This window comes from Rhizobium sp. KDH_Rht_773_N (assembly GCF_052946295.1).
Map to the genome: position 1 here is coordinate 1,627,511 of NZ_CM129525.1, position 20,706 is coordinate 1,648,216.

At 63.3% G+C, this 20,706-nt stretch carries 20 protein-coding genes; 17 read left to right on the top strand and 3 right to left on the bottom strand.

All coding sequences use genetic code 11. From position 1 onward, the window contains the following. Positions 1-16: 16 nt before the first annotated feature. Both ACU8HS_RS08325 and ACU8HS_RS08330 read right to left on the bottom strand, forming a co-directional pair. Entirely contained in the window at positions 17-1,852 is a 1,836-nt protein-coding gene (locus ACU8HS_RS08325; RefSeq protein WP_447015739.1) for an extracellular solute-binding protein, read from the bottom strand. A gap of 120 nt (positions 1,853-1,972) precedes the next feature. Next, complete coding sequence (locus tag ACU8HS_RS08330) at positions 1,973-2,602, bottom strand: TetR/AcrR family transcriptional regulator (protein WP_112565007.1); 630 nt, start codon at positions 2,600-2,602, stop codon at positions 1,973-1,975. 42 nt (positions 2,603-2,644) lie between these two features. Between ACU8HS_RS08330 and ACU8HS_RS08335 the strand changes: the two genes are divergently transcribed. The 9 genes from ACU8HS_RS08335 (at position 2,645) to ACU8HS_RS08375 (ending at position 13,316) form a co-directional block, all read left to right on the top strand. Further along, on the top strand, positions 2,645-3,217 hold the full coding sequence (locus tag ACU8HS_RS08335) for a hydrolase (RefSeq protein WP_112565005.1): 573 nt from the start codon (positions 2,645-2,647) through the stop codon (positions 3,215-3,217). A gap of 133 nt (positions 3,218-3,350) precedes the next feature. Further along, complete coding sequence (gene mepA, locus ACU8HS_RS08340; protein ID WP_447015740.1) at positions 3,351-4,442, top strand: penicillin-insensitive murein endopeptidase; 1,092 nt, start codon at positions 3,351-3,353, stop codon at positions 4,440-4,442. Positions 4,443-4,546: 104 nt separating this feature from the next. Next, positions 4,547-4,927 (top strand): methylglyoxal synthase, encoded by a 381-nt coding sequence (locus ACU8HS_RS08345; protein WP_112565001.1) that lies wholly within the window; start codon positions 4,547-4,549, stop codon positions 4,925-4,927. A 27-nt stretch (positions 4,928-4,954) separates the two neighbouring features. Continuing rightward, positions 4,955-5,971: a glucokinase gene (locus ACU8HS_RS08350; protein ID WP_112564999.1), complete on the top strand. Its 1,017-nt coding sequence runs from the start codon at positions 4,955-4,957 to the stop codon at positions 5,969-5,971. 96 nt (positions 5,972-6,067) lie between these two features. Continuing rightward, positions 6,068-7,855, top strand: coding sequence for an ABC transporter ATP-binding protein (locus ACU8HS_RS08355; RefSeq protein ID WP_112564997.1), 1,788 nt, complete (start codon positions 6,068-6,070; stop codon positions 7,853-7,855). A gap of 18 nt (positions 7,856-7,873) precedes the next feature. Beyond that, positions 7,874-8,698 carry a 4-hydroxy-tetrahydrodipicolinate reductase gene (gene dapB / locus ACU8HS_RS08360; protein ID WP_447015741.1) on the top strand — a complete coding sequence of 275 codons (825 nt, stop codon included), beginning with the start codon at positions 7,874-7,876 and terminating at the stop codon, positions 8,696-8,698. Positions 8,699-8,720: 22 nt separating this feature from the next. After that, a complete protein-coding gene (locus tag ACU8HS_RS08365) occupies positions 8,721-9,356 on the top strand; it encodes a 2,3-bisphosphoglycerate-dependent phosphoglycerate mutase (protein ID WP_112564993.1) in 636 nt (211 codons plus the stop codon). Between the two features lie 353 nt (positions 9,357-9,709). Then, on the top strand, positions 9,710-11,539 hold the full coding sequence (locus ACU8HS_RS08370) for an ATP-dependent nuclease (RefSeq protein WP_447015742.1): 1,830 nt from the start codon (positions 9,710-9,712) through the stop codon (positions 11,537-11,539). Continuing rightward, positions 11,532-13,316: an ATP-dependent helicase gene (locus ACU8HS_RS08375; RefSeq protein WP_447015743.1), complete on the top strand. Its 1,785-nt coding sequence runs from the start codon at positions 11,532-11,534 to the stop codon at positions 13,314-13,316. Before ACU8HS_RS08370 ends, ACU8HS_RS08375 begins: the two co-directional genes overlap by 8 nt. A gap of 323 nt (positions 13,317-13,639) precedes the next feature. On the opposite strand, the gene phnF is transcribed toward ACU8HS_RS08375, so the two are convergent. Further along, on the bottom strand, positions 13,640-14,377 hold the full coding sequence (gene phnF / locus ACU8HS_RS08380; protein WP_447015744.1) for a phosphonate metabolism transcriptional regulator PhnF: 738 nt from the start codon (positions 14,375-14,377) through the stop codon (positions 13,640-13,642). Between the two features lie 135 nt (positions 14,378-14,512). Here phnF and phnG point away from each other — a divergent pair, with 135 nt between their 5' ends. The 8 genes from phnG (at position 14,513) to phnC (ending at position 20,646) form a co-directional block, all read left to right on the top strand. After that, the gene (gene phnG, locus ACU8HS_RS08385; protein ID WP_447015745.1) at positions 14,513-14,989 is read left to right on the top strand and encodes a phosphonate C-P lyase system protein PhnG; all 477 of its coding nucleotides are present in this window, start codon (positions 14,513-14,515) and stop codon (positions 14,987-14,989) included. Continuing rightward, positions 14,989-15,597 carry a phosphonate C-P lyase system protein PhnH gene (gene phnH, locus ACU8HS_RS08390; RefSeq protein WP_113412625.1) on the top strand — a complete coding sequence of 203 codons (609 nt, stop codon included), beginning with the start codon at positions 14,989-14,991 and terminating at the stop codon, positions 15,595-15,597. Before phnG ends, phnH begins: the two co-directional genes overlap by 1 nt. Positions 15,598-15,601: 4 nt before the next feature. Further along, entirely contained in the window at positions 15,602-16,708 is a 1,107-nt protein-coding gene (locus ACU8HS_RS08395; protein WP_112754151.1) for a carbon-phosphorus lyase complex subunit PhnI, read from the top strand. Further along, positions 16,705-17,580 (top strand): alpha-D-ribose 1-methylphosphonate 5-phosphate C-P-lyase PhnJ, encoded by an 876-nt coding sequence (locus ACU8HS_RS08400; RefSeq protein ID WP_112564985.1) that lies wholly within the window; start codon positions 16,705-16,707, stop codon positions 17,578-17,580. Before ACU8HS_RS08395 ends, ACU8HS_RS08400 begins: the two co-directional genes overlap by 4 nt. After that, positions 17,577-18,353 carry a phosphonate C-P lyase system protein PhnK gene (gene phnK / locus ACU8HS_RS08405; RefSeq protein WP_112705677.1) on the top strand — a complete coding sequence of 259 codons (777 nt, stop codon included), beginning with the start codon at positions 17,577-17,579 and terminating at the stop codon, positions 18,351-18,353. The genes ACU8HS_RS08400 and phnK overlap by 4 nt, the downstream gene beginning before the upstream one ends. Positions 18,354-18,357: 4 nt before the next feature. Then, a complete protein-coding gene (gene phnL, locus ACU8HS_RS08410; RefSeq protein WP_112755123.1) occupies positions 18,358-19,068 on the top strand; it encodes a phosphonate C-P lyase system protein PhnL in 711 nt (236 codons plus the stop codon). Then, the gene (locus tag ACU8HS_RS08415; protein WP_112754157.1) at positions 19,065-19,682 is read left to right on the top strand and encodes a DapH/DapD/GlmU-related protein; all 618 of its coding nucleotides are present in this window, start codon (positions 19,065-19,067) and stop codon (positions 19,680-19,682) included. Before phnL ends, ACU8HS_RS08415 begins: the two co-directional genes overlap by 4 nt. 118 nt (positions 19,683-19,800) lie before the next feature. After that, entirely contained in the window at positions 19,801-20,646 is an 846-nt protein-coding gene (gene phnC / locus ACU8HS_RS08420) for a phosphonate ABC transporter ATP-binding protein (RefSeq protein WP_447015890.1), read from the top strand. Positions 20,647-20,706: the final 60 nt, after the last annotated feature.

Below are 20,706 nucleotides of genomic sequence, written 5' to 3' on the forward strand. Positions count from 1 at the left end.
GATGGCAAGGATTTCCTTATTTGCCTGCATTGGTGGACCACCAGACACCCGGCATGCCGAGCCCGTATTCGGGCAGTTCGGGCGGATGGGCGATGCTGTTCCAGTAGGCGAGGCGCGAGGTGCGCGATGTATAGCTCGGCACGACGATGTGCTTGGCAAGCAGGACACGGTCGAGCGCCTTCGTCGCCGCCACCAGCTCGTCGCGGTCCTTGGCGAAGATCACCTTCTTGATGAGCGCGTCGATGCCGGGATCGCTGATGCCGCTGTAATTCTGCGAGCCCTCGCGCCTGGCGGCGTCCGAACCCCAATATTCGGCCTGCTCGTTGCCGGGATTGATGGATTCGCCCCAGCCATTGTAGATGACGTCGAAATCACGCGAGCGCCAGCGGTTGGTAAATTGCGAGGGCTCGATGCTGCGCACCACGGCATCGATGCCGATCTTTCGCAGGTTCTGCGAGAAGGCGAGCGCGACGGGCTCGATCGTCGGCCCGTTGAGCAGGATTTCGAAGGAGAGCGGCTGGCCGGTCTTCACATTGACCATGCGGTTGCCCTTCAGCTCGTAACCCGCTTCCTTCAGCATGCCGATTGCGGTGCGAAGATTGTCGCGCAGCTTGGCCGGATCGCCGCCGACCGGGTTGGCATAGGGTTTGGTGAAAACTTCCGGCGGCACCAGATCCTTGACTTCGTTCAGGATTTCGAGTTCCCGGCCCTGAGGCAGGCCGGAGGAGGCAAGCTCGGTGCGGAAGAAGAAACTGTCGATGCGCTCGTAGGAGCCGTAGAAGATGGTGCGGCGCAGCTCCTCGAAATCGAAGGCGTAGTTCAGCGCCTCGCGCAGCTTCTCGTCGGCGAACTTGTCGCGGCGCAGATTGAAGATGAAGCCGACCATGACGCCGACCTTGCGCATTTCGCTTTCGGTCTCCTCGCGCTTGACGCGCCCGTCCTTGACGGCGGGGAAATCATAGGCCGTCGCCCAGCGCTTGGCGGCATTTTCCCACCAGTAATCGGTATTGTTGGAGCGGAAGGCCTCGAACATCACGTCGCGGTCGGCATAGTAGGTATATTCGATCGCGCCGAAATTGTTCTGGCCGACATTGACGTTGAGATCCTTGCCCCAATAGTCGTCGCGCAGCTCGTAGCGGATCTTCGCGCCCGGCGTCACCGACACCATCCTGTAGGGGCCGGAGCCCATGGGGATTTCGAGCGAGGTGCGGGAAATGTCGCGCGGCTTGCCGTCTGCGCCGTTCGCCTGCCACCAGTGCTTGGGCACGATCACCAGCTGGCCGACGATCTGCGGCAGCTCGCGGTTGTTGGGCTCGTCGAAGGTGAAGGTGACGTCGCGATCGCCCGATTTTTCGACCGATTTGACGTGGCGATAGTAGAATTCCATCTGCGGATCGTTCTTCTTGGCCTGCTCGAAGCTGAAGACCACATCATCGGGCGTCACCGGCTGGCCGTCGGCCCATCTGGCTTCCGCCCGCAGTCGGAAGGTCGCCGAGGTGATGTCGTCGGGATATTTCACGCCCTCGGCAAGGAGGCCGTAGGAGGAGGACAGCTCATCGAGCGCCGGCGTCAGCAGCGTATCGAAGACGAGGCCGAGGCCGGCGCCGGCCTCGCCGCGGGCGAGCAGCGGGTTCAGCGTATCGAAACTGCCTTCGTCGGACAGGCGCAGGGTGCCGCCCTTGGGCGCCTGCGGGTTGACATAGCCGAAATGGTCGAAGCCTGCGGGGTGCTTGAGTTCGCCGACCGTCGAAATTCCGACCCGCCATCCGTCCGCGTCCTGTGCGAAGGCCCCGAAGGCGAGAAACAGGGACGTTGCCGCAGGCAGAAGAAATTTCGACGCCCAGAATGCCATTCACCAAACCCCTTATTGTTCGTTTTTTGCGCTTATGGAGAATACGGGAAATACCGGCAAAAAACAGGAAAGAGTTCCCGTTTCATGCCGCTCGCGAAATTTTGACCTTGCCGGCTTCAGTCAGGGCATCACTTCTTCGAGGCGCTTGCGCAGCATGCGGCGCAATTCTCCGACGAGGCGCGGATCGCCCGAGCCGTCGGGGTCGGAGGCGGCGGCGACGACGATGCGCAGCAATTCCAGGACGAGCGCGGCCAGAAGATCGACATCGCGTTCCACCGACGGCTCGGCGTTCCGCAACAGCGCAGTGATGCTGGCGCGAAGCTCCGCCCGCGATTTCGCCTTGCGCTCCTTGGGCACGTCGCGGCGGGCGGCAAGGACGGGAAATTCCGGGTGATCCTCGATGAAACGGCCGAGCCGGGTGAAGATCGCGTCGCCGATCTCGGCAGCACTCCTGCCTCTCGTTTTTTCCGCAAGCTCGGCAAGCCCGCGGTTCAGATGCTGCAGGCGGTCGACATGCAGCGCCTCGGCCAGAAGCGGCTTGGTCGGGAAGAACTGGTAGAGGGAGCCGATCGAGGAATTCGCGGCCGCGGCAATCTCCGTCATGGTGGCGGCATCATAGCCCTTTTCGAGAAAGACCCTGGCTGCGGCATCGATGAGAACGGCGACGCGCTCATGGCCGCGCTGGCGTTTCGGCACGCGGGTCTGCGGCTCGGGACTTGATTTTTGTGAGGCTGTCCTCGTATTTGTCATTGTGAGGATGCCCTCATGATTTCCTTCCCCCGGAGATTTCCCATGTCCCTCTACGATCCCAAGACCACCGCACTGATTTCCATCGACCTGCAGGACTTCATCGTCAGCCGGCAGGTTGCGCCCCATCCCGCCCGGCAGGTGGTCGAGAACACCGCCGCCATTGCCCGGAAGCTGAAGTCCGAAGGCGGCACGGTGATCCTCGTCACCGTCGGATTCTCCCCGGACTATGCCGATGCTGTCAACCAGCCGGTGGACGAGCCTGCGGTTTTCCCCGAAGGCGGCCTTCCGGCGGCAGCGCTGGCGGCACCGGCCGAAATCGCAGCCCTTGCGGTCGACGTCCATATCGTCAAGCACCAGTGGAGCGCCTTCTACGGCACGGAACTGGACCTGCAGCTTCGCCGGCGCGGCATCAGGACCGTGATCCTGACCGGCATTGCCACGAATTTCGGCGTCGAGGCGACGATCCGCGACGCCTTCGCGCATAATTACGCCGTTATCGCCGTCGAGGACGCGATGAGCACCTTCACCGCCGACATGCACGCGCTGGCCTGCGAGCGCATCCTGCCGCGCCTGTCGCGCCTGCGCAAAACGACGGAGGTTCTGGCCAACGCCTGACGGCTGCGGCGATGCGTCCCCGCTGCGCCTGCCAAAACATCGATTCACCAAAATTGCTTTTCACGATAGGTTCGATCGCAGATCACTTCAGATTCGATCGGAATCACTTCGGCAGATGCGGCAAGGGAACGGCATGGCTTTCGGCTTGGTTCGGGCTTTCAAGGCCCAGACTTTCAAAACTCTCGGCAAGGTGACGCTCGCCGGCGCAATGGGCGCAAGCCTTGTCGCCGGCGATGTCGGCGCTCAACAGAAGACGCCGAGCCCCGGCAGCGCCAAGGCGATTTTCGGCGCCGTGAAACTGCCGACCCAAGGGCCGGCGCAGCCGATCGGCTTCTACGCCAAGGGCTGCATGACCGGCGCCGAAGCGCTGCCGGCGGACGGGCCGACCTGGCAGGCGATGCGGCTTTCGCGCAACCGGCGCTGGGGCAACCCGGCGATGATCGCCCTGCTCGAAAAATTCTCGCAGGATGCGCATGACAGGATCGGCTGGCCCGGCATCCTCGTCGGCGACATTGCCCAGCCACGCGGCGGGCCGATGTTCAACGGCCATGCCTCCCACCAGATCGGCCTCGATGCCGATGTCTGGCTGACCCCCATGCCTTCGCATCGCATGAGCTACGAGGAGCGGGAGAGCCTGCCCTTCACCACCATGCTGCAGAAGGACAAGTTCCTGACCGTCGATCCCAGGGTCTGGAGCCAGCAGCGGGCGCAGCTTCTGATGCTGGCGGCCAGCTACCCGCAGGTCGAGCGCATCTTCGTCAATCCGGCGATCAAGAAGAAGATGTGCGACACCTGGACGGGCGACCGCACCAATCTCGGCAAGCTCAGGCCGGAATACGGGCACGATTCGCATTTCCATATCCGCCTCAAGTGCCCGCCGGGGGCCAAGGGCTGCACGCCGCAGGCGCCGGTGGCGGCCGGCGACGGCTGCGACAAATCGCTTGCCTGGTGGTTCACCAAGGAGCCCTGGGCGGCACCGAAACCGCCCAAGCCCGGCGCGCCGCCGCCGAAGCCGCCGCGCGAAGTCATGGTCTCCGACCTGCCGAAGGCCTGCTCGGCCGTTGTCGATGCCCCGTCCGTCGCCTCCGCCGAGGCCGCGACCTATGGCGGGACCTCGGCTGCGAGCGCACTGACCGCCGCACCGGCGGCCGCGCCCGTTGCCGATACCGGCGGCGCGCTGCCCTCCGTCGGCCCTGTGCCCAACGACAAGCCGGCCGTGCAATAGGCCGAAAGGGCCGCCTGCCACTGCGGGCGGCTGTCTTTCAAATCGCAAAAGCCTGGTGTAGAAGCGGCCAAATCGATTGAATGACGCGCGCGGAGGTTCCGTTCATGGCCGGCGGCAAGTGCCTAGCATTGATTGCGCATGACCAGAAAAAGGACGACATGGCGGAATTTGCCCGCCGCAACACGAACCTCCTCGCCAGGTGGAAAATCGTCGCCACCGGCACGACCGGCGGGCGCGTGCTCGATGCCGCGCCCGACCTGGACGTGACACGGCTGAAAAGCGGCCCGCTCGGCGGTGACCAGCAGATCGGCGCCCTGATTTCCACCGGCGAAGTCGGCGCGCTCATCTTCTTCGTGGACCCGCTGACGCCGATGCCGCATGATGTGGACGTGAAGGCGCTGATGCGGCTTGCGATCGTCTACGACATTCCGATGGCGCTGAACGAGTCGACCGCCGAAAAGCTTCTCCCCACCCTTAACGCCTGATCCCTCGGGCCTAGCACGGAACCGGCCATGACCGCATCCTCTACTCCCTTGCCCTTTCCGATCCTGATCGGCGACATCGGTGGCACGAATGCCCGCTTCTCCATCCTGACGGATGCCTATGCGGAGCCGAAGCAGTTTCCCAACGTGCGCACGGCCGATTACGAGACGATCGACGAGGCGATCCAGAAGGGCGTACTCGACAAGACCTCCGTGCAGCCACGCGCGGCGATCCTTGCCGTCGCCGGCCCGATCAAGGCCGACGAGATCCCGCTGACCAATTGCCCCTGGGTGGTGCGGCCGAAGAGGATGATCGAGGGGCTTGGCCTCGTCGACGTGCTCGTCGTCAACGATTTCGAGGCGCAGGCGCTGGCGATCGCCGCCCTTTCCGACGACAATCGCGAGCGGATCGGCAGCGTCTCGGGCGACATGGTGGCCTCGCGCGTCGTTCTCGGCCCCGGCACGGGCCTCGGCGTCGGCGGCCTCGTCCATACCCAGTCGACATGGATTCCGGTTCCGGGCGAAGGCGGGCATGTCGATCTCGGGCCGCGCAGCAAGCGCGACTACGAAATCTTCCCGCATGTGGAGACCATCGAGGGCCGGATTTCGGCCGAACAGATCCTCTGCGGCCGCGGCATCGTCAACCTCTACCGCGCCATCTGCGCGGCCGACGGCGTTCAGCCTGTCATGGCCGACCCGGCCGACATTACCTCACACGCCCTTGTCGGCAGCGACAAGATCGCGGTCGAGACCGTCTCGCTGTTTGCCACCTATCTCGGCCGCGTGGCGGGCGACATGGCGCTGCTGTTCATGGCCCGCGGCGGCGTCTACCTCTCGGGCGGCATTTCCCAGAAAATCCTTCCGGCACTGAAAAAGCCGGAATTCCGGGCCGCCTTCGAAGACAAGGCACCGCATTCGGCTCTCTTGCGGACGATCCCGACCTATGTCGTCACACACCCGCTGGCCGCTCTTGCCGGGCTTTCCTCCTATGCGCGCATGCCGGCAAACTTCGGCCTTTCGACGGATGGGCGGCGTTGGCGGGCCTGAGCCCGTCTAGCCAAACCTGCTCCAACTCTTTATAGAGCCCCGCGAACATGCGTGCCGCGCCTGCGGCATGCGGCCCTTTGACAGGAAGCCACTTTTTTGGAAGCCGCCGACAGCAGAAAGCCACCCGTCAACAGCGATACCGTGACCGGCATCCTGAAACGCATCATCGCGGAAAACGGCCGGGACCATCTCTGGGGCTATGTCTTCGCGATCAGCTGCCTCGTCGTCGTGGCGCTTTCGACGGCGTTCACGGCCTGGATCATGCGGGCGATCATCGACGAGGCCTTCGCCAACCGGCGCGCCGACGTCGTCTGGATCATCTGTCTTTCGATCTTCATCGCCTTCATGCTGCGCGGCTTTGCGAGCTACGGACAGGGTGTGGCGCTGTCGCGGATCGGCAACGATATCGTCGCCCGCTACCAGCGCCGGCTCTATTCGCACCTGATGACGCTTTCCGTCGGCTTCTTCAACGAGGCGCGCTCGGCCCAGATCGCCGCGCAGGTCAGCCAGAACGTCAGCGGCATCCGCGACGTGCTGAACCTCACCATCACCTCGACGGTGCGCGATCTCTTGACCTTCGTGTCGCTGATCGGCGTCATGGTGCTGCAGGATCCGCTGCTGAGCCTTGCCGTCTTCATTCTGGCGCCGCCGCTGCTTTATGCGCTGCGCTACGTTTCCAAGCGGCTGCGTTCGGCCACGCGCGAGGCCGTCGACCTCAACAGCCACGTTCTCGGCGCCATGCAGGAGACGATCCAGGGCATTTCCATCGTGAAGGCCTTCACGATGGAAGAGGCGCTGGAAACCAAGGTCAACAAGCTGATTTCCGCCGCCGAAGGCCGGGCGAACCGCATTGCGCGGCTTTCCGAGCGCACCTCGCCGCTGACGGAAAGCTTCGCCGGCTTTGCGGTGGCGAGCGTGCTTGCCTATGCCGCCTATCGCTCGATCTATCAGGGCGTGCCGCCGGGCGCCTTCTTCTCCTTCGTCACGGCGCTGCTGCTCGCCTACGATCCGGCCCGCCGCCTTGCCCGCCTGCAGGTGCAGATGGAACGCGCCGTCGTCAACGCCCGGATGATCTACGAGCTGCTCGACATGGAACCGCGCCAGCGCGACCTGCCGGACGCCAAACCGCTTGTCATCACCGAAGCGAAGATCGAGTTCCGCAACGTCTCCTTCGCCTACGGCAACGAAAGCGTGCTCGACGGCGTGACGCTGACGGCCGAGGGCGGCAAGACGACCGCGCTCGTCGGGCCTTCGGGTGCGGGCAAATCCACCGTCATCAGCCTGATCCCGCGCTTCTACGATCCGAAGGAAGGCGAGATCCTGATCGACGGGCAGGATATCGCCCATATCACCAAGCGGTCGCTGCGCCGGCAGCTCGCCTACGTGTCGCAGCAGCCCTATCTCTTCGAAGGCACGATCCGCGACAATATCCGCTACGGCCGACCGGACGCGAGCGACGAGGATATCGAAAAGGCGGCGCGGCTTGCCTATGCGCATGACTTCATCCTGGCGCAGCCGCAGGGCTACGACACGCCCGTCGGCGAAAACGGCGTGACGCTTTCCGGCGGCCAGCGGCAGCGGCTTTCGATTGCGCGCGCGCTGGTGCGCAACGCGCCGATCCTGCTTCTCGACGAGGCGACCTCCGCACTGGATACAGAATCGGAAGCGGCCGTGCAGAAGGCGCTCGACGAGGCCATGACCGGCCGCACCGTCGTCGTCATCGCCCATCGTCTCTCGACCGTGGTGCGCGCCGACAAGATCATCGTGATGCAGCAGGGCCGCGTCGTCGAAGAAGGCAATCACGAGACGCTTGCGAAGGTCAGCGACGGACTTTACGCTCGCCTCAACAATCTGCAGAGGCCTTCGGCTTCTGATTCATACTGATCGGGATGACGGACTGACATGAGCGACGCTGCGATGAAACTGGTTGTGGTTGGGGCAGCGGGGCGCATGGGGCAGACGCTCATCCGCCTCATTCATTCCATCGAGGGCGCAACGCTGCATGCGGCGATCGAGCGGCCGGGCTCGCCCTTCGTCGGCAAGGATGCGGGCGAAATTTCCGGGCTTGGCGCCAACGGCATCATCATCGGCGACGACCCGCTGGCGGCCTTCCTGCATGCCGAGGGCGTGCTGGACTTCACCTCGCCCGCCGGGTCGGTCGAGTTTGCCGGCCTTGCCGCCCAGGCCCGCATCGTCCATGTGGTCGGCACGACCGGCTGCTCGGCAGAAGACGACGCCAGGATCGCGGCGGCCGCGCGCCACGCGCGGGTGGTCAAATCGGGCAATATGAGCCTCGGCGTCAACCTGCTCAGCGTTCTCGTGCAGCAGGCAGCCCAAGCGCTCGACCCGGCCGACTGGGATATCGAAATCCTCGAAATGCATCACAAGCGCAAGGTCGATGCGCCCTCGGGCACGGCGCTGCTGCTCGGCGAGGCCGCTGCGAAGGGCCGCGCCATCGATCTTTCCGCAAAATCGGTGCGTGTGCGCGACGGCCATACCGGCCCGCGCGAGGCGGGTGCGATCGGTTTTGCGACGCTGCGCGGCGGCTCCGTCATCGGCGAGCATTCCGTGCTCTTTGCCGGCGAAGGCGAAACCGTGACGCTCTCGCACAGCGCAACCGACCGTTCGATTTTCGCGCGCGGCGCCATCAAGGCGGCACTCTGGGCGCGCGACAAGAAACCGGGGCTCTATTCCATGCTCGACGTTCTCGGGCTTTCTTCCCATTGACCATTTTTCGGAGGCATTTTTCATGAGCGGTACCCTCGTCCTCGTTCGCCACGGCCAGAGCGACTGGAATCTCAAGAATCTCTTCACCGGCTGGAAGGATCCAGACCTGACCGAACTCGGCATCCAGGAAGCCGCGACCGGCGGCCAGGCGCTTGCCGATTACGGCATCAAGTTCGATATCGCCTTCACCTCGGCGCTGGTGCGCGCCCAGCACACGCTGAAGCTCATCCTCGACAAGGTCGGCCAGCCGAACCTTGAGACGATCCGCGACCAGGCGCTGAACGAGCGCGACTATGGCGATCTCTCCGGCCTCAACAAGGACGATGCCCGCGCCAAGTGGGGCGAGGAACAGGTGCATATCTGGCGCCGCTCCTATGACGTCCCGCCTCCGGGCGGCGAAAGCCTGCGCGACACCGGCGCCCGTGTCTGGCCCTACTACCTCACCGAAATCCTGCCGCGCGTCCTGCGTGGAGAAAAGGTGCTGGTTGCCGCGCACGGCAATTCGCTGCGCTCGCTCGTCATGGTGCTCGACAAGCTCAGCCGCGAGCAGGTTCTGTCGCTCAATCTGGCGACCGGCGTGCCGATGGTCTACAAGCTGAAGGCGGATTCGACGGTGGCGTCGAAGGAAGTGCTTGGGGATATGTCCGGGGCGCATTGAGCGCGATACGAGATGGATCAGGAGCGAGGCCGTGGATTATGTCCCCGGCCGCTTATGCGAACATGGAGCCGTCGAAGCAGCGGTTCCATGTTTTTGTAACCATGACGACCCCAATCGATCATTGGCAGCCGGGAGTGTAGAGGCAGGTTCGCGCCCCCCACGTCGGTCGTTTAACGCGGTAACGTTTAATCCCGAAAGCGGTCGTTCTCCTAGTTGCGAGTTCCTCGCAGTGAGGGGCTGCGGCGCAACGGTCCCCACGATACTGCCTCCCCGAAAAATCAACCAAAGGAAGCGCGGCCCCTACTGCGAGCAACTGATCTGCGTTATAGACCTCCCAGAGGAGAGGGGCTGCCATGTATTTGTCGCGAATAACGATTCGCAATTTTCGCAATTTTAGCGATCTCGATGTCGCACTTGGTGGCAATATCGTCATTGTCGGTGAAAACCGTGTCGGAAAAAGCAACCTTCTCTTTGGACTGCGGCTGATCTTTGACCCTTCCTTGCCAGATAGCAGCCGGCAACTAGGGCTCTCTGATTTCTGGGACGGGTTGGACTCGATCGATGCGAATGCGACGATCAGCATCTCAGTCGAGATCAAAGATTTCGAGAGTGACCCTGATGTCCTCGCCGTCCTGACCGATTTTAGGCTCGACGATGATCCAGACACCGTACGGCTGACCTATAAACTGCGCGCGTCGCCGGGGCTCGATCATGCACCGACTAGCGATGATGACTTTTCGTTTGTCTGTTTTGGCGGGGATAGCGAGGCAAAGCGTTTCGGTCACGATTTGCGGCGGCGGATCACGATGGATCTATTGCCCGCATTGCGTGACGCCGAAGGTGACCTTGCCGCGTGGCGACGCTCACCCCTTCGACCGCTGGTCGAAGACGCGTTCGTTGCGATCGACGCGGCGAAGCTTAAAGAGATCGGTGAAAAGATTGCAGAGGCAAGTAAGGCCGCAATCGAGTTCGGCGAGGTGAAAGCGCTCGAAGGCCGCATTGCGGAGTTGTTCCTTGCGATGGCGGGGTCGAAGCAGGACGTTAAACCGTCGCTAGGCTTCTCGGCTACTGACGCGGCCCGCATCAATCGTCAGATTCGCCTACTCATCGACGAGGGCCGTCGCGGCGTTGCCGACGCCAGCCTGGGGTCAGCCAATCTCATCTTCCTGACCCTCAAGCTGCTCGACCTTCAGCGGCTCATCGAGAACAACAAGCGCGACCATTCGCTGCTCGCGATCGAGGAACCGGAGGCGCACCTTCATCCCCACCTACAGCGGCTGGTGTACAAGCATCTTTTCGAAACGATCGTAGAGGGCGCGGCTGCTGGGGAGGGCAAGGACCAAGCCGACGCGGACGACGGCGAGCCGATGTCGGTTATTCTAACTACCCATTCGCCGCATATCGCCAGCGTCGCACCGCTTGAATCTCTGCTGTTACTGAGGTCCGACGCCGATCAGGGGACCAAGGGCTATTCGACTGCGGCCGCCAACTTCTCCGAATCGGAAGAAGGGGATTTGAGCCGCTATCTCGACGTCACGCGAGCCGAGATGGTATTCGCCCGTGGCGTACTTCTCGTTGAGGGTGATGCCGAACGCTTCTTAATCCCCACGTTCGCAGACGAATTGCAGATATCTCTCGACGAGAATGGAATATCGGTCTGTTCCGTCGCCGGCACCAATTTCCAGCCGTACGTTAAGTTGCTGTGCGCTCTTGGTATTCCCTTCGCTGTGATCACTGATTTTGATAAGATCAATGGCGTCCCGCGATCCTATAAACGCTGCCTGAACCTCACGCGCATAATCGACGCCGCACGCGGTGGCGCGGATACCGATGGCCTGATCGACGACATCGAGGCCATGGACAGCTACGACGACTCCTATAACAAGTTCGAAGAGTTTGGCCTGTTCGTCAACGACAGCACACTTGAGACCGAGATGTTTGGCGGAGACTATGCGAAAGCGATGATCGCGACCCTACGCGAGCATAATTTCAGCACCGAGCGGCTGGCGCTTCTCGATGCATGGGAAGCCAAGCCGGCCGACGTCGATGCCAAGATCCTGATCAAAATGATCGAGCAGATGGGCAAGGGCCGCTTTGCGCAGCGTCTCGCGTCTCGCATAGCCGGTCTGCGGGTGCCGCATTATATCGCCAAAGCTATTAACTATGTGATCCGCCTTGTCTGATCGGGCACTCTATCTGAAGGCCGCTGAAGACTTGCGGCCCAATGACAAGCAGTGGCAGGCATATGAAACGGCCGGCCACTGCGTACTGCTGGCCGGACCAGGCAGCGGCAAAACCAAGACGCTGACGGTCAAACTCGCCCGCATGCTCAGCGAGGATGTCGAGGAGCCGCGCGGCATCGCCTGCATCACGTACAATAACAAATGCGCCCGCGAGCTCGAGACGCGGCTTGATGCCCTCGGCATCGCGCCGCGGGGCCGCGTGTTCATCGGCACCGTACATAGCTTCTCGCTGACGCAGATCCTTTTGCCATATGCGAAAGTCGCTAAGCTTGGGCTGCCTGATAATTTCCAGGTGGCCACCCGTCGCCAAACGCGTACCGCACTTGAAAATGCCCATGCCAAGGTAATCAAAGGGCCGGAGAACCCGCAGACCTGGGACTTCCGGCTCGGTCAGCACAGGCGGCGGTTCCTCAATCGTGATGTCGATGCCTGGAGAACCGACAACCCGCAGCTGACCAAGCTCGTCGAAGCTTATGAAGCCGAACTGCGGCAGATGGGCGTGATCGACTTCGACGATATGCCCCTGCTCGCGCTACGCGCGCTCGTCAAGCATGCCTGGCTGCGCAAGGCCATCGCCGCCAAATATCCGATCCTAGCGGTCGATGAATATCAGGATCTCGGTCGGGCGTTGCACGCAATGGTGATGGACCTGTGCTTCAGTGCCGGCATCCGCCTGTTTGCGGTCGGCGACGTCGATCAGTCGATCTACGGCTTCAACGGCGCCAACCCCGAGTTGTTGCGCAAACTGTCTGAGCGAGACGATGTAGAAACCGTTCGGCTCGGGCTCAACTATCGCTGCGGCTCGCAGATCGTCACGGCCTCGGAATATGCCCTAGGGGAAGCGCGCGGATACCGGGCACCGGACGGTGCCCACGGAGGTACGATCTATTTCCACCCGTGTACCGGCGGCTATCCGGGGCAAGCGCGGTATCTGATGGAACAGTTGATCCCCGAGATACTTGCTAGACGCCCCGGTCTGAACCTCAGTGAGATTGCTATCCTTTATCCCGCAGCCTTTATCGGAGATGAGGTTGCCACCGCCGCGACGAGCAATGGCTATGGCGTGATCCGCACAGACGGCAACGCGCTTTATCCACGCGGTAGTCGCGTGATGCGCTGGCTCGAGCAGTGCGCGATGTGGTGCTGCGGCGGGTGGCGGTCGGCGCAGCCGCGCGTCTCTCGCGTGATCAGCGAAGGTGTCCGACTATTCCACGAACTGTTGGCGACCGATGACGACCGGCTGGAGTTTCAGCGCGATCTGATCGAAACGCTCTGGGATCGTCGCGACGGAGCCTTCAGCCTTCACGACTGGCTCGCTGCTCTGCGCGATGAGATCATTAAGCCGCGCATCGGTCGGACCCGGTCCCTGGCCGATGAGTTCGAGACGCTGAACACCTTCATCAATCGCCTCGGGCCAACCGGCGATGTCGACGATTTTCCACTCGGCGAGTTTGCTGGCATCGGTGCCGGTCTTGATCGTTTGAATTTATCTACGCTCCATAGTGCAAAAGGCCGTGAGTTTGATGTGGTAGTCCTCTTCGCCATAGAAGAGGGGCGGCTGCCGCGCAATAACGCGAGCGACGCGGATATTCGGGAGGCGCGTCGCCTTTTCTACGTGGGCTTCACGCGAGCTCGGCACGAAGTCCATCTCATGCATGGTTATGCAAATCCGTCCCGCTTCGTCACTGAGGTGAAAGATCGGCTCGCTGCGGAGTGAGGTTGCTGAAGTACCGTCCAACTGAAAATTAACACTCTTTGAAAACTCAGATCAGATCAGCGTTTAACCCATTGGTGACACGCAAAGACCGCCCCAGACCTTAACACGGTGATGTCCGTTTTCATTTTCGGTGCGACAGAAAGGTGCCTGTCCAAAACCGGACTGGCCACTGCTTCATTTTTAGTCAATATTGAGAATCGGCGCGTTACGGCAAGACTATCGACCCTATCTCTCGGCTAGGCCACAGATTATGTTTACTGCTACCATTTTTCACACGCCTTTATAAAAGCGGATCAATCTGCCGCTATCGGTCCTCGCCACTTTCAATTATCAATCGTGAACTGCACCCGATCGGCCGCAAAGCGGCTGATCGAATATTGCACCGGCACGCCGTCGAGATCGGTGTTCATTGCCTTGGTAATCAGGAGAATGGCGCCGGGCGTCAGTTCCAGATCGGCGATGTCGGCGGAATCGGCGTGGGCGGCGGTGATCTCCGTCGTGGCGCGCACATAGTCCGGTACGCCAAGGGCCGCGAAGGTCCTGGTGACGGATTCGGTCTGGCGGTAGATCTCGACGAGGCCGGGGAAGCGGGCGGCGGGAAACCAGCTCGTGCCGCGCGCGACGGGCCGCCTGTCGGCATCGCGCACCGTTTCCAGCCTAATGACCGGCGTGCCCGGCTCGATGCGCAGCCAGCGCGCCACTTCGGCATCGGCCGCCTCCTCCGCATGGCCGAGCAGGAGCGCATGCGTCTCGCGCGCCTGGCCACCCAAGCCATCGGTAAAGCGGGTGCGGCGGCTGATCGGAAAATTCAGGCGGTCCTTGCGCTCGATCAGGGTGCCGCGGCCCTGAACCGCGCGCACGATTCCTTCCTGGGCAAGTGCTGCAAGCGCGCTGCGCACCGTATGCCGGTTGACGCCGAACTGCAGCGCCAGGACGGTTTCCGGCGGCACCATGCCCGTTTCGTCATAGGCACCGCTGCCGATCGCCTCGCGGATCCTGTCGGCGATCTGCCGCCAGAGCGCCACCCCCGTCTGCCGCTGCACCTGCTTTAATCCTGCCATTACACCCCTGCCCGGTCATTTTCCGGCTCGGCCAATTTCGGGCGTGCCGTGTCACACGCTTGTCACCTCACCGATTTAGGGATAGGTATAGCTTGTATGGTTGTCTATATCAATAGACATTTCAAGGAAAAGACGATGACGGCAGCAGAGAAGACAGAGGTTGCGACACGGACGGGCGACGGGCGCAAACGCACCGTCGACCTGCTGGCGCGCGCCGAAAGACAGGAATTGCTGGCGGCGTGGGATGCGCTTGCCGAAAAACCGGTGGCGCAGCCGGTGCGCGGCCCGGAAACGGGCCTTGTCATGGTGCGCGGCCGCATCGGCGGCGGCGGCGCGCCCTTCAATCTCGGCGAGGTGACGGTGACGCGCGCCACGGTGCGCCTTGCCTCCGGCTCCGTCGGACATGCCCACGCGCTCGGCACCGACCGCGAGAAGGCCCGCCTTTCGGCGATCTTCGATGCGCTCTGGCAGGAGGAGGCCACCAAGGGCTTCGTCGAGCAGACGCTGCTGTCGCCGATCGCAAACCGGATCGCCGGGGAAGCCGGTCGCAAGGCCGGGGAAACGGCCGCGACCCGCGTCGATTTCTTCACCATGGTGCGGGGGGAAGACTGATGGGCCTCAAGACCGACGTCCTGACCGGCGGCTTCGCCGAGCCGGTTTTCCAGGCGCAAAGCGTGTTCAAGATGCTGATGGACGGTATGGCCCGGCCCGGCACGATCCAGACCGTCGCGGCCGACGTTGCGCCGCCGGCGCCGCTCGGCATCGCCGCCGGCGCGATCGGCCTGACGCTCTGCGACCATGACACGCCCGTCTGGCTTTCCGCCGGGCTTGCCAAATCGGCTGTTTCGGAATGGCTCGGCTTCCATGCCGGTGCGCCGCTGACGGCCGAAAAGGCGGAGGCGCGCTTCGCCTTCGTCGAAGCCGGGGTTGCGCTTTCCACCTTCGGCCTGTTTGCCGCCGGCACGCAGGAGTATCCCGACCGTTCGACGACTGTGGTGATCGAGCTTGCCGAGCTCGAAGGCGGCCGTCGTCTGGCGCTGATGGGACCGGGCATCCAGAGCGTGACCGAGATTGCGCCTGTCGGCCTGCCGGAAACCTTCCTGCGCCTGTGGACGGAAAACCGTGCGCTCTTCCCGCGCGGCGTCGACATCGTGCTGACGGCGGGCAGGCGGTTCCTCTGCCTGCCGCGCACCACCAAGATCACAGCAACGGAGATCTGAGCGCATGTATGTTGCCGTCAAGGGTGGCGAGGCCGCCATCGCCAATGCCCACCGCCTGCTCGCCGACCGCCGGCGCGGCGACCGTTCCGTGCCGGCAATCGGCATCGAGCAGATCGTCGAACAGCTGGCGCTCGCCGTCGACCGCGTCATGGCCGAAGCCTCGCTCTACGACCGCACGCTGGCAGCCCTTGCCGTGCGCCAGGCGCGCGGCGACATGATCGAGGCGATCTTCCTTCTGCGTGCCTACCGCACGACGCTGCCGCGCTTCGGCTATTCCAGGCCGCTCGACACCGCCAATATGCAGATCGAGCGCCGCATCTCCGCCACCTACAAGGACCTTCCGGGCGGCCAGCTGCTCGGCCCGACCTTCGACTATACGCACCGCCTGCTCGATCCGACGCTGCTTTCGGACGAGGCGGTGGAAGAGCCCGCCCAGCGCGAAGCGGAAACCGGCCGCGTCATGCGCGTCTCCGAAATCCTCGGCCAGGAAGGGCTGATCGAAAGCGACGGCGAGCTTCCCGAGGATCATGAGACGGGCGACCTGACGCGCGAGCCGATGGAATTTCCGATGACCCGCGACCTTCGCCTGCAGGCGCTGGCGCGCGGCGACGAAGGCTTCCTGCTGGCGCTCGGCTATTCGACCCAGCGCGGCTATGGCCGCAACCACCCGTTCACCGGCGAAATCCGCATCGGCGAGGTCGAGGTGGAATTCGACGTGGCCGAACTCGGCTTTGCCGTCTCGCTCGGCCCGATCCAGCTCACCGAATGCCAGATGGTCAACCAGTTCAAGGGTTCGGCCAAGGCGCCGCCGCAGTTCACCCGCGGTTATGGCCTCGTCTTCGGCCAGAGCGAGCGCAAGGCGATGGCCATGTCTCTGGTGGACCGCGCGCTGCGCGCCGAAGAGCTCGGCGAGGACATCACCGCGCCGGCACAGGACGAGGAATTCGTCATTTCCCATTCCGACAACGTGCAGGCGACGGGCTTCGTCGAGCACCTGAAGCTTCCGCATTACGTGGACTTCCAGGCCGAACTCGACCTCGTCCGCCGCATGCGCCGCGAATTCGAAGCCGCCCGCAACAGCGGCGAGACCCAGAAGGAGGCCGCCGAATGAGTGATCTCGCCACCTATAATTTCGCCTATCTGGACGAACAGACCAAGCGCATGATCCGCCGCGCCATCCTGAAGGCGATCGCCATTCCCGGCTATCAGGTGCCCTTCGCCAGCAGAGAAATGCCGATGCCCTACGGCTGGGGCACGGGCGGCGTGCAGGTGACGGCTGCGATCATCGGGCCTGACGACGTTCTCAAGGTCATCGACCAGGGTGCCGACGACACGACCAACGCCGTCTCCATCCGCGCCTTCTTCCAGAAGGTCGCCAATGTCGCCGTCACCACCCATACCAAGGATGCGACGATCATCCAGACGCGCCACCGCATCCCCGAGGAAAAGCTCGGCGAAGGCCAGGTGCTCGTCTACCAGGTGCCGATCCCGGAACCGCTGCGCTTCCTCGAACCGCGCGAGACCGAAACGCGCAAGATGCATGCGCTGGAGGAATACGGCCTGATGCATGTGAAGCTCTACGAGGACATCGCCCGCAACGGCCGCATCGCCACGACCTATGCCTATCCGGTGAAGGTCAACGGCCGTTACGTCATGGACCCGTCGCCGACGCCGAAATTCGACAATCCGAAGATGCACAGGTCGGAAGCGCTGCAGCTCTTCGGCGCCGGCCGCGAAAAGCGCATCTATGCCGTGCCGCCCTATACTGACGTCGTCAGCCTCGATTTCGAGGACCATCCTTTCGAGATCCAGCGCTTCGGCAAGCCCTGCGCACTCTGCGGCGCCGAGGACGTCTATCTCGACGAAGTGATCCTCGACGACCGGGGCGGGCGCATGTTCGTCTGCTCCGATACCGACCATTGCGAGGACCGCCGGGCACACGGACATGCCGGCGACATGCTGGCCCGGGAGGCTGCAGAATGACCGAAACACCGCTTCTCAAAGTCAACGACCTCTCGAAGTTCTACGGCAGCCGCATCGGCTGCAAAAACGTCTCCTTCGAGCTTTGGCCGGGCGAAGTGCTCGCCATCGTCGGCGAATCCGGCTCGGGCAAGACGACGCTGCTGAACTGCATCTCCACCCGGCTGATGCCGACCACCGGCAGCGTTGAATATCACATGCGCGACGGCAATTACCGCGACCTCTACCACATGAACGAGGCCGAGCGCCGCTTCCTGATGCGCACCGACTGGGGCTTCGTGCACCAGAACCCGGCCGACGGGCTGCGCATGACGGTTTCTGCCGGGGCCAATGTCGGCGAACGCCTGATGGCGATCGGTGACCGGCACTATGGCAAGATCCGCTCCTCTGCCATCGACTGGCTGGAGCGCGTCGAAATCGATGCCGGCCGTATCGACGACCAGCCGCGCGCCTTTTCCGGCGGCATGCGCCAGCGCCTGCAGATCGCCCGCAACCTCGTCACCGGCCCGCGCCTGGTCTTCATGGACGAGCCGACCGGCGGTCTCGATGTCTCGGTGCAGGCGCGCCTGCTCGATCTCGTGCGCGGACTCGTCAACGATCTCGGCCTCTCGGCCATCATCGTCACCCACGATCTCGCCGTCGCCCGCCTTCTCTCGCACCGCATGATGGTGATGAAGGACGGCCATGTCATCGAGCAGGGCCTGACCGACCGCGTGCTGGACGACCCGCGCGAGCCCTATACCCAGCTCCTCGTTTCCTCGATCCTTCAGGTTTAAGAAGATGGCAACGCCTCTCGTCGTTTCAGAAGTCGCCAAGAGCTTCACCATGCACCTGCGCGACGGCATCAAGCTGCCCGTCGTCTCCGACGTCTCCTTCTCGGTGGCATCGGGCGAATGCGTCGTGCTCGGCGGCCCTTCGGGCATCGGCAAAAGCTCGCTGCTCAAGATGATCTACGGCAATTATGCCGTCGATAGCGGCCAGATCCTCATCGACCACAAGGGCCGGATCGTCGATCTCGCCGCCGCCGACCCGCGCACCATTCTCGACGTGCGCCGCCACACGCTCGGCTATGTCAGCCAGTTCCTGCGCACCGTGCCACGCGTGGCCGCGATCGACGTGGTCGCCGAGCCGCTGCTGGCACGCGGCGAAGCCGCCGCCGGCGCCAGGGAGAAGGCCGCAGCCCTGCTTGAAAAGCTCAACCTGCCGGAAGCGCTCTGGCAGCTGCCGCCCGCCACCTTCTCCGGCGGCGAGCAGCAGCGCGTCAATATCGCCCGCGGCTTCATTACCGAGCACAGGATCCTGCTGCTCGACGAGCCGACGGCCTCGCTCGACGCGAAGAACCGCGCCGTCGTCGTCGGCATGATCGAGGAGAAGAAGAAGGCGGGCGTCGCCCTTCTCGGCATCTTCCACGACGAGGAAGTGCGCGAGGCAGCAGCCGACCGCATTCTCGACGTTCAGCAATTCTCTCCCCGAAAGGCGATCGCAGCATGAGCCGCAAGCTGGGCATCGAGCCCTATTTCCACGAGACCGCCTCCGTCTCCAAGTCGAGTTTCGGCCGCTATACGGAAGTTTCCGAACGCTGCCGCATCAGCGAGGTGGAGTTCGGCGACTATTCCTACATCATGCAGGACGGCTCCATCTGGTGCGCGACGATCGGCAAGTTCGTCAATATCGCCGCCGCCGTGCGCATCAACGCCACCAACCATCCGACCTGGCGCGCCACGCTGCACCACTTCACCTACCGCGCCGTCGACTACTGGCCGGATGCCGACATGGAGACGGAGTTCTTCGAATGGCGGCGCGCGAACCGCGTCGTGATCGGCAACGATGTCTGGATCGGCCATGGCGCGACGATCCTGCCCGGCGTGACGGTCGGCAACGGGGCCGTCATCGGGGCCGGCGCGGTCGTGTCCAAGGACGTCGCGCCCTACACGATCGTCGGTGGCGTGCCCGCCAAGCTCATCCGCGAACGCTTCCCGAAAGAGGTCGGCGAGCGCATGGACAGGCTTGCCTGGTGGGACTGGGAGCATGATCGGCTACGCGATGCGCTGGCGGATTTCCGGGCGCTTGGAGCCGAAGACTTCCTCTCGCGCTACGGTGGCTAAGCTCAATGCTGCGGTGCAGAGTTTTGTGACAGGACTTACACAAAACTGACATGCGAGCTTCACGAAGCGGGACTAATGCGATCCCAGACGCAAGGCAGAAATGCGAAGGAAGAGCATGATGTTCGAACTGAAGAATGTCACACGCCGGTTCGGAAAGAAGCTCGCTGTCGATTCCGTAACGCTGGACATTCCACAGGGCCAGATGGTCGGCATTATCGGCCGTTCCGGTGCGGGCAAGTCCACGCTTCTGCGCATGATCAACCGCCTGCAGGAACCGTCTTCCGGCACGATCCATTTCGGTGGTGTCGAGGTTTCCGGCCTTCGCGGCCAGGCGCTGCGCAACTGGCAGCGCGACTGCGCGATGATCTTCCAGCAGTTCAACCTCGTGCCGCGTCTCGACGTTCTCACCAACGTCATGCTCGGCCGCCTGAACCACCGCTCGACCGTGCTCAGCCTGCTCAACGTCTTCACCCGTGAAGAGCGCATCCAGGCGATTGCCGCGCTTGAGCGCCTCGGCATCGAGCAGACGGCGCTGCAGGCGGCCGGCACGCTTTCCGGCGGCCAGCAGCAGCGTGTCGCCATCGCCCGCGCGCTGATGCAGAACCCGAAAATGGTTCTGGCCGACGAACCGATCGCCTCGCTCGACCCGCTCAACGCCAAGATCGTCATGGACGCGCTGCGCGACATCAACGAGCGCGACGGCATCACCGTCATCACCAACCTGCACACGCTCGATACGGCCCGAAACTACTGCGAACGCATCGTCGGCATGGCGGCCGGCCGCGTCGTCTTCGACGGCAAGCCTTCCGAACTGACGAGCGACGCCGTCAAGGAAATCTACGGCACGGACAAGGACGGTGCCGGCATCGACGAGACGATGACCTCGACCGCAATCAACATCGCTCCGGAAGGAGCGGAAAACCAATCCGCCGGCACCCAACCGCTGGCGCTGGCCGGTCTGTGAGAGGGGCGGCCTCGATCGAACGCCCGCGTCAAGGGCAGATTTCTTCGTAACAAAACGACC

Excerpts from the sequence above, each read along its gene's own strand:
- ACU8HS_RS08400 (WP_112564985.1), top strand. The coding sequence starts at position 16,705 with ATGAGTGATCTCGCCACCTATAATTTCGCCTATCTGGACGAACAGACC.
- ACU8HS_RS08350 (WP_112564999.1), top strand. The coding sequence starts at position 4,955 with ATGACCGCATCCTCTACTCCCTTGCCCTTTCCGATCCTGATCGGCGAC.
- phnF (WP_447015744.1), bottom strand. The coding sequence starts at position 14,377 with ATGGCAGGATTAAAGCAGGTGCAGCGGCAGACGGGGGTGGCGCTCTGG.
- phnH (WP_113412625.1), top strand. The coding sequence starts at position 14,989 with ATGGGCCTCAAGACCGACGTCCTGACCGGCGGCTTCGCCGAGCCGGTT.
- ACU8HS_RS08415 (WP_112754157.1), top strand. The coding sequence starts at position 19,065 with ATGAGCCGCAAGCTGGGCATCGAGCCCTATTTCCACGAGACCGCCTCC.
- ACU8HS_RS08325 (WP_447015739.1), bottom strand. The coding sequence starts at position 1,852 with ATGGCATTCTGGGCGTCGAAATTTCTTCTGCCTGCGGCAACGTCCCTG.
- phnC (WP_447015890.1), top strand. The coding sequence starts at position 19,801 with ATGTTCGAACTGAAGAATGTCACACGCCGGTTCGGAAAGAAGCTCGCT.
- mepA (WP_447015740.1), top strand. The coding sequence starts at position 3,351 with ATGGCTTTCGGCTTGGTTCGGGCTTTCAAGGCCCAGACTTTCAAAACT.
- dapB (WP_447015741.1), top strand. The coding sequence starts at position 7,874 with ATGAGCGACGCTGCGATGAAACTGGTTGTGGTTGGGGCAGCGGGGCGC.
- ACU8HS_RS08345 (WP_112565001.1), top strand. The coding sequence starts at position 4,547 with ATGGCCGGCGGCAAGTGCCTAGCATTGATTGCGCATGACCAGAAAAAG.
- phnG (WP_447015745.1), top strand. The coding sequence starts at position 14,513 with ATGACGGCAGCAGAGAAGACAGAGGTTGCGACACGGACGGGCGACGGG.
- ACU8HS_RS08365 (WP_112564993.1), top strand. The coding sequence starts at position 8,721 with ATGAGCGGTACCCTCGTCCTCGTTCGCCACGGCCAGAGCGACTGGAAT.
- ACU8HS_RS08330 (WP_112565007.1), bottom strand. The coding sequence starts at position 2,602 with ATGACAAATACGAGGACAGCCTCACAAAAATCAAGTCCCGAGCCGCAG.
- phnL (WP_112755123.1), top strand. The coding sequence starts at position 18,358 with ATGGCAACGCCTCTCGTCGTTTCAGAAGTCGCCAAGAGCTTCACCATG.
- ACU8HS_RS08395 (WP_112754151.1), top strand. The coding sequence starts at position 15,602 with ATGTATGTTGCCGTCAAGGGTGGCGAGGCCGCCATCGCCAATGCCCAC.
- ACU8HS_RS08370 (WP_447015742.1), top strand. The coding sequence starts at position 9,710 with ATGTATTTGTCGCGAATAACGATTCGCAATTTTCGCAATTTTAGCGAT.
- phnK (WP_112705677.1), top strand. The coding sequence starts at position 17,577 with ATGACCGAAACACCGCTTCTCAAAGTCAACGACCTCTCGAAGTTCTAC.
- ACU8HS_RS08335 (WP_112565005.1), top strand. The coding sequence starts at position 2,645 with ATGTCCCTCTACGATCCCAAGACCACCGCACTGATTTCCATCGACCTG.